Origin of the sequence: Psychromonas hadalis ATCC BAA-638 (genome assembly GCF_000420245.1) — a bacterium.
Taxonomy (GTDB): domain Bacteria; phylum Pseudomonadota; class Gammaproteobacteria; order Enterobacterales; family Psychromonadaceae; genus Psychromonas; species Psychromonas hadalis.
The window spans coordinates 1-6,942 of record NZ_ATUO01000180.1; the positions used below are offsets into that span (position 1 = coordinate 1).

At 40.2% G+C, this 6,942-nt stretch carries 5 protein-coding genes; 4 read left to right on the forward strand and 1 reads right to left on the reverse strand.

The genetic code is table 11. The features are described 5' to 3' along the window. Positions 1–230: 230 nt before the first annotated feature. Positions 231–710 carry an RNA recognition motif domain-containing protein gene (locus tag G322_RS0116380; protein ID WP_022942800.1) on the reverse strand — a complete coding sequence of 160 codons (480 nt, stop codon included), beginning with the start codon at positions 708–710 and terminating at the stop codon, positions 231–233. 539 nt (positions 711–1,249) lie between these two features. Between G322_RS0116380 and G322_RS0116385 the strand changes: the two genes are divergently transcribed. From G322_RS0116385 to G322_RS0116400, 4 genes are read left to right on the forward strand one after another with little or no spacing between them, the layout of a single operon-like run. Next, the gene (locus tag G322_RS0116385; RefSeq protein ID WP_022942801.1) at positions 1,250–3,289 is read left to right on the forward strand and encodes a DUF2298 domain-containing protein; all 2,040 of its coding nucleotides are present in this window, start codon (positions 1,250–1,252) and stop codon (positions 3,287–3,289) included. A 9-nt stretch (positions 3,290–3,298) separates the two neighbouring features. Further along, complete coding sequence (locus G322_RS21145) at positions 3,299–5,377, forward strand: DUF2298 domain-containing protein (RefSeq protein WP_022942802.1); 2,079 nt, start codon at positions 3,299–3,301, stop codon at positions 5,375–5,377. A 23-nt stretch (positions 5,378–5,400) separates the two neighbouring features. Further along, on the forward strand, positions 5,401–6,381 hold the full coding sequence (locus G322_RS0116395; RefSeq protein WP_022942803.1) for a glycosyltransferase family 2 protein: 981 nt from the start codon (positions 5,401–5,403) through the stop codon (positions 6,379–6,381). Then, positions 6,382–6,795 (forward strand): GtrA family protein, encoded by a 414-nt coding sequence (locus G322_RS0116400; RefSeq protein WP_022942804.1) that lies wholly within the window; start codon positions 6,382–6,384, stop codon positions 6,793–6,795. Positions 6,796–6,942 lie beyond the last annotated feature (147 nt).

Genomic DNA, 6,942 nt, shown 5'->3' on the forward strand with positions numbered 1-6,942 from the left:
CAATTACAATAAATAGCTAATCTATTTTACTGGTTAAAATAACTCACTTCTGCGTTGTAAGTTTTGTAAAGGGAACAACCATTTACGTCAACTTATGCCTTAAATTTAGCTATTTTTCCTGCGCAAAATTTAGATCACATACTTAATGTAATCGGTATTACTTAGTTTAGTGTATTTTAGGCATAAAAAAACGCCCCGAAAGGCGTTTTTTTGTTAACCTTTTTTAAAGGTTAAGTTTCATCATTTTGTTGTGGCTCTGTACGTGGTGCGCGTTCATTTGCTTCACGTACTTTTAATGAACGGTCTTGGAACTCTTGCTCATTTAGCACGCTAATCGCTTTTTGTGCATCTTTCTCTGGCATCTCAACAAAACCAAAACCACGGCGTTTACCAGTGTGTTTGTCTTTCATCAGACGTACAGAAAGTACTTTACCCTGCTCTGCAAAAAGAGTGCGGATTGCCATCTCATTTGCGCGGTACGGTAAGTTACCCACATAAAGTGTCGTCGTTGCGAAATCATCATCAGATGAACTACTGCTTGTTGCGCTAGTAGACTTGCCTGTTTTGATGAATTGAATCGCAATACCTGTTGCGATAGCGCCAATTGCAAATGAAATTTCAGCAGAGAGTGTTAAACCTGCAACGGCAATAATAATGTAACCTAAAATCGCAACGGCGATAGAAAGCAAGATTGAAGTGTTTGACTTCATAATAAAATAACCTCAAAGGTAGGGTAAAATGGAATAATAAAAATTCATTAAATCAACCTTTTTAGGGTGCTCTAGTAGATAACATAATCAACCAATAGTTGATCTGCCTACTCTTACTACCTATTATCAATTAAAATATCTTCAATGATAAAGGACATATATTCATCCCTAAAAAAGCAAACGTATTGTAAGCTAATTTTTTCAATTACGTTAATTTCTTTAACAAAATGCGATTTAGGTAACCTATCTACCGTCTGATTTTGTGAAATAGAACACGCTTAAAGAGATTTATTTGTAAGCATAAGCTGATGTTTTTCTGTTCGACTCTTTTTGTCAGTCGATTATCAGGGGAGATTTTTGTGCAGGAGTGTTAAATCACTCAAAGAATACCAACTTGCTTGTTAAATTTGTCTCTGTTGAAACCTAAATGTTGTTATAGTGTTTTCACTTTTATTCTTGAAAATAAGGCGTTTGTATTTTGTTGTTGTTAAAAACATGGAACTATTAATGTTGTTATTTGCTAATACAAGGAGTGTATTATGCACCTGATTTTTATCTTTTTAATGGTACTGATTATCACCATTAATTTTTCGGCGTTAGCGATGGTGGCGAAACGTTGGATCAATAACTATGTGTTAGCAAAAATAGCGGGATTGCTATCTATTTGTCTTTCATTGTTTTTTATTGAACACTTTGTTGGTTTAGGCAATCTTAATTGGTTATGGCCTGTGACCACGATTGCTTCGTTGTTTGTTCTTTCCAAAAATAGAGCGCTTTTAAAACAGCATAGCAGTGCCGAGGTGATCTTTTTTATCGGTTTTGTCTATGGCTTAGTTTGGCGCTTGGCATTTCCTGATATCAATGGTCAATCGGAAGATCTCACCGATCTGGCTTTTTTGAGTAACTATTATGCAGGGCATACGTTGCCTGCGCTTGATAATTGGCTTCCTCCTTATACGTTTAACTTCTATTACGCATTTCAACACTATTGTGGCGCACTGCTTGGGCGTTGGTTAGCACTGCCTATCGGTATGACCTATAATATTGTGTTTGCACTGACACTCGCTTTTATGATTAGTTTAGTGTGGAATATTGCTTCATTGGCGACGTCTAAACATTTGCCTCGTTTTCTATTAGTGACGGCGGTGGTGATGGGAGGAACGGGTATCAGTGCCTTTGTACCTTTCATGTATGAGGCAAAAGCGACTGACAATGGTGGGCAAAGTTATGAGTCGCTGAGCCGTTTATGGTCAAGTGTGCGTTTTATTGGTATGTACGATAAAAACGTTAATACTGATTTTGGTCGCGCTTTAATGGGCATGGAAGCAGGGGGAGAAGCAACCCAGAATCCTGATCTGCCCATTGAAACCATTGGTTATCTCACTATGCAGGGCGATTTTCATCCACCACTGGGTGGCTTCCTTTTAGTGTTGATTGCGATCACTTGTATTTTGCTAATTGAACAACCACGTGCTTATCCTGTGAATGCTAACGCCCCTCCCACCAAAGGGGCTTATCAAGCTATTTTAGTGTCCACCGGGCCGTTGATGTGGATAACCAATACGTGGGTTTTGCCTCTGCAAGCATTGCTGATTTTTTCATGGGTCGCTTATCGTTTGATTATTAAAGCCGAGCTTAACTGGAAAGCAATTATTCTGGGTGGTTTGATCCCGCTGTTTTTAATGGTGCCATTTTTAAATGAGTTTACCCGCAGTGCCTTATCGTTATCAATAAAATGGGTGGGAAATGAAAATCATACGCCACTTATTTCAGGTTTATTACTGCTTTGGCCACAACTTCTACTGTTAGCAATCGGCTTGTATCTTGGCAAAAAAATGCCTGTTATCTGGCTCTTTGTTAGCACTTTTTCAATCTTTTTGATCGCGTCTGAGCTTCTGTTTATTGATGATCCGATGGGCGGTATTTATGAGCGTTTTAATACCACTTTAAAATGGTGGTCATGGTTACAAGTTGCGGTGGTGGTTTCACTGTCAACGTTATTGATGGCAAGTAAAAATAGAATTATTCGTGCTGTTAATTTATTAATACTGATCGCCCTTTCAAGTTACGCCTTAGAGCTGGCTTATTACTTTAATAAAACGGCGAAACCTTCAAGTGGCAAGTTAAAGGGTGATTATTTTATCACCCGTGATCAAGTCAAAAAACAGACCTTAGAATACTTAATCTCTGCACCTTATGGTGTGGTGTTAGAGGGCGTTGATAAAGCCGCTTATGGTAAAACATCGACATTAGCCCTGTTCAGTAATAAATCTTCCTTGGTGGGTTGGCATTCTCACGAGTCACAATGGCGAGGACACCCAGCGTTTATTAATCAGCGTGGCAGTGATGCGCGGGCATTTTATCAGGGGCAATTAGATAACAGCCTTGCATGGTTATTGCAAAATCGTGTCACCTATATTGTCTGGTCAAAAGACGATCTGAACCGCGCCCAAGATAAGGACACTCGTCAACGTATTCATTCACGTATTCATCTGCAATATCATTGGATAACAATTCAAAAAGTCGGCCGTGATGAATACGGTTTATGGGTATTAAAAAACAACCAAGTGAAGGGATAAGGAACTATTATGCAAACGATCTATTTAGCACTAACACTTGGTCTGCTGTGGTTAAACATTGCAGGGTTAACGCTCGCAACACAACGTTTTTTACCTGATAGTCATATAGCGCGCTCAACGGGCATTATAGTGCTGTGTTTGGTGCTGTTTTTTATTGAGCACTTTATTGGCCTTGGTACATTGCACTGGTTATGGCCATTTACCACTACACTTGCTATTTATCTGCTTTATAAAAATAGAGGCTCTGAGCGAGAGTCGCAATTCTGGCGTGCAGAGATTATTTTTGGCATCGCATTTTTCTACTGTTTTGCGTGGCGTTATAGCTTTCCAACGATCTATCCCTCGTCTGAACGTATAACCGATCTCTACTTTATCAGTAACTATTTGCCGGGTAATACCTTGCCACCCATTGATAACTGGAACCCTCCCCATGCCTTTGATTTCTATTATGCGTTTCAACATTACGCAGCAGCATTAGTCGGGCGACTCTTAAGTTTTGAACCGGGTACGACTTATAATGTTGCTTTTGCACTGATCACCTCGCTAACCATTACCCTTGCGTGGTCTGTCGCCAGCCAGTTTATTAAAAGTAGAGCGCTGAAAATGTTATTAGTGGCGACCATGGTGTTTGGTGGTACGGGCATTTCTCCCCTTGCCCACCTTGCCTTTGATGGTGTTGAGCCGGCTAAAAATAATAGCGAACAGGAACAAACACGTTATCAGCAACGCCAAGCACATGATGCGTTTAAAATGCTTATCTACAGTGCGCGTTTTGTGGGTTCACGAGAAGATGTGACACTTGAAGCGTTACATAATAGCAATTCACTCTCACGTATTATTTTTCCGGAGATAAAACCAGAGCCGTTGCCTAATAAAGGTTGGGAGCCTCGTGAACTTCCAATGGAAAATTTTGGTTATCAGTTTTTTGTCGGTGATTACCACCCGCCACTCGGTGGTTTCTTCCTGCTGTTATTTACGCTTGCGTTACTTGCCGCTATTGAGTCGGGTGTGCGCGTAAAACTGTTACAAGCACTATTAGGGTTCAGCGTACCTGTGATGCTTATCACTAATACCTGGACGTTCCCGATGCAAGGGCTATTGCTGATGGGCTGGGTCGCTTATCGTTATTGGGATAAAAAAGCGGTTAATTGGGATTGGCTGATTGCTGGTGGGTTACTTGCGGGTTTGCTGATTTATCCTTTCTTCACTGACTTTGCTAATGGCTCACTGAGTACCCCTGTTAAATTGGTAACAGGCTTTGATCATACCCCTATTTCACGTTTCTTAGCGCTGTTATGGCCATTATTACTGTTAATTGTGATGGGACTGTTTGAGCCAAAATATCGTAAATGGAGTATCACGATTGCGTTAACCATTGCCTTTATGTTGTTTGTTTCTGAGATGATCTATATTGACGATCCAACTGAAGGTAAATACTTGCGCACTAACAGTGTGATGAAGTGGTGGGGCTGGATCTACGTGGGTGGACTTGTTTCGCTGGGCGCTGTCTGTTTAGGCTCTAGTCAAAAATGGATCCGCTGGGGGACGGTGATCATCTTCTTGCTGGTTAATGTATACGCCTACGATGTGGCGCGTCACTGGATCTATTCAACCAAAGGTGCCATTGGAAAATTAGCAGGGCATGAGTGGTATACCAGCGATGCTAGCCATCGAGATATGTTTAATTATCTAAAAACACAGCCATTTGGCATTTTATTGGAAAATGTGCCCGATAACGCATATATGAACTCCAGTATCTACGCACTGTTTAATAATAAAGCGATATTGCTAGGTTGGCCTTCACACCTTAGAACATGGCATGGAGATGTGCCGCAAGTATGGCATTTGACCAATGAAATTCGTCAATTCTATCAAGGTAAATTAGCTAACTCTGCGGATTGGTTACAAGCAAATAAAGTCAATTATGTTATTTTAGCGCGTCATCAAGATGCACAAATGTTTACCTTAATTGACCCGCAAATTAAACACGATTATACATGGCAACGGTTTAGCCCACAGCATCAAGGCGTAAAAGGAATTTGGACCCGTAAAGTGCTGTTTGAAAACCAAGCTGATATTAGACAATAACAACTAAAGGAATAGGAATTATTATGGTCATTAACCCCGAATTAAGCATTGTAGTGTGTGTATTAAATGAACAGGAGAGCATTGATCTCTTCCTTGATGCAGTCACCCCTTTTATAGAACAAGCGGTCAACTCTTACGAAATAATTTTTGTTAACGATGGCAGTACCGACCGTACACTTGAGATTATAAAGCAGCGTGTGGCTGATCCTGCTTTGCATATCAAATTGGTTAACCTATCACGTAACTTTGGTAAAGATACTGCATTAACCGCAGGGCTTGATTACGCCAAAGGGCAAGCGGTGATCCCGATGGATGTCGATTTGCAAGATCCACCTGAGTTGATCCCTGAGATGGTTAAAAAATGGCGTGAAGGGGCAGATTCGGTGATCGCAGTGCGTAAAGATCGCAGTGATGATAGTTTAGTTAAGCGTAAAACCGCCACTGCTTTTTATAAAATCATTGGTCGTATGAGTAAAGTAGACATGCCACAAAATGCCGGCGATTATCGTTTGATCGACCGAAAAGTGGTCGATGTTTTGCAACGGATGCCTGAAAAAGCGCGTTTCATGAAAGGGTTGTTTGCTTTTCCAGGATTCAGTAAAGACTATGTTTATTACAGCCGTCCTGCGCGTGTTGCAGGTACAACCAAGTGGAACTATTGGAAACTGTGGAACTTTGCCCTCGATGGTATCTTCTCATTTTCCACTGCGCCATTACGTATTTGGACTTACGCAGGTGTCTGTGTGGGACTGTTATCATTAATTTATCTTACTTTTGTTATTGCCAAAACCCTTATTTTTGGTGTTGATGTTCCCGGTTATGCGTCGATGATCACCTTGATCCTGTTTTTTAGTAGCTTAAACCTAATTGGTATTGGTGTTTTAGGCGAATATATCGGGCGTATTTTTGAAGAGGTGAAAAATAGGCCTCTGTATGTTATTGAGGGGTATTATGGTGACGATAGTAGCGACGAAAAGCAAGAAAATGACAAACCTAACCGCTAGATGAAATTACTTAGAGAGTTAGCGACTAATCGCCTTTTTCAGCAGTTAGTCTCATTTTCGATTGTTGGTGTGGGGGCAACGTTAACCCATGCCGTTATTTTTAATCTTGTTTTTCAGCAACTACAATTTCATCATTTTATTGCTAATATTCTAGGTTTTTGTCTCGCATTTTTAGTCTCCTATCTCGGCCAGTTCCACTGGACGTTTAAAGAGCAAGCGATACAATTAACAGATAAACGCAGTGCTTTTGTTAAATTTTTTAAAACAGCACTGCTTGGTTTTGCTGTAAACCTCTTTTGGTCATTTATTATTTTGGAGTTTTTACAACTTCACCACTATTACTACCTCGCACTCCTTACCTTTGTGACCCCTATTTTAATCTTTGTACTGAATAAGTTTTGGGTGTTTAAATAGCTATTTTTGGAAGTGATACCATTCCGCATAATATTGTGATCATGGCTTGTTAAGGAAAAATGATGAAGAGCAAGGCGCATGATTGAGTAATAGCTAGCTATTGCGATTGAATGCAACGTAGCTATTTATTATTTTAACCAACAAGAT

What these genes read in the sequence shown, in the direction of transcription:
- G322_RS21145 (WP_022942802.1), top strand. Translation starts at nt 3,299, where the DNA reads ATGCAAACGATCTATTTAGCACTAACACTTGGTCTGCTGTGGTTAAAC.
- G322_RS0116395 (WP_022942803.1), top strand. Translation starts at nt 5,401, where the DNA reads ATGGTCATTAACCCCGAATTAAGCATTGTAGTGTGTGTATTAAATGAA.
- G322_RS0116385 (WP_022942801.1), top strand. Translation starts at nt 1,250, where the DNA reads ATGCACCTGATTTTTATCTTTTTAATGGTACTGATTATCACCATTAAT.
- G322_RS0116380 (WP_022942800.1), bottom strand. Translation starts at nt 710, where the DNA reads ATGAAGTCAAACACTTCAATCTTGCTTTCTATCGCCGTTGCGATTTTA.
- G322_RS0116400 (WP_022942804.1), top strand. Translation starts at nt 6,382, where the DNA reads ATGAAATTACTTAGAGAGTTAGCGACTAATCGCCTTTTTCAGCAGTTA.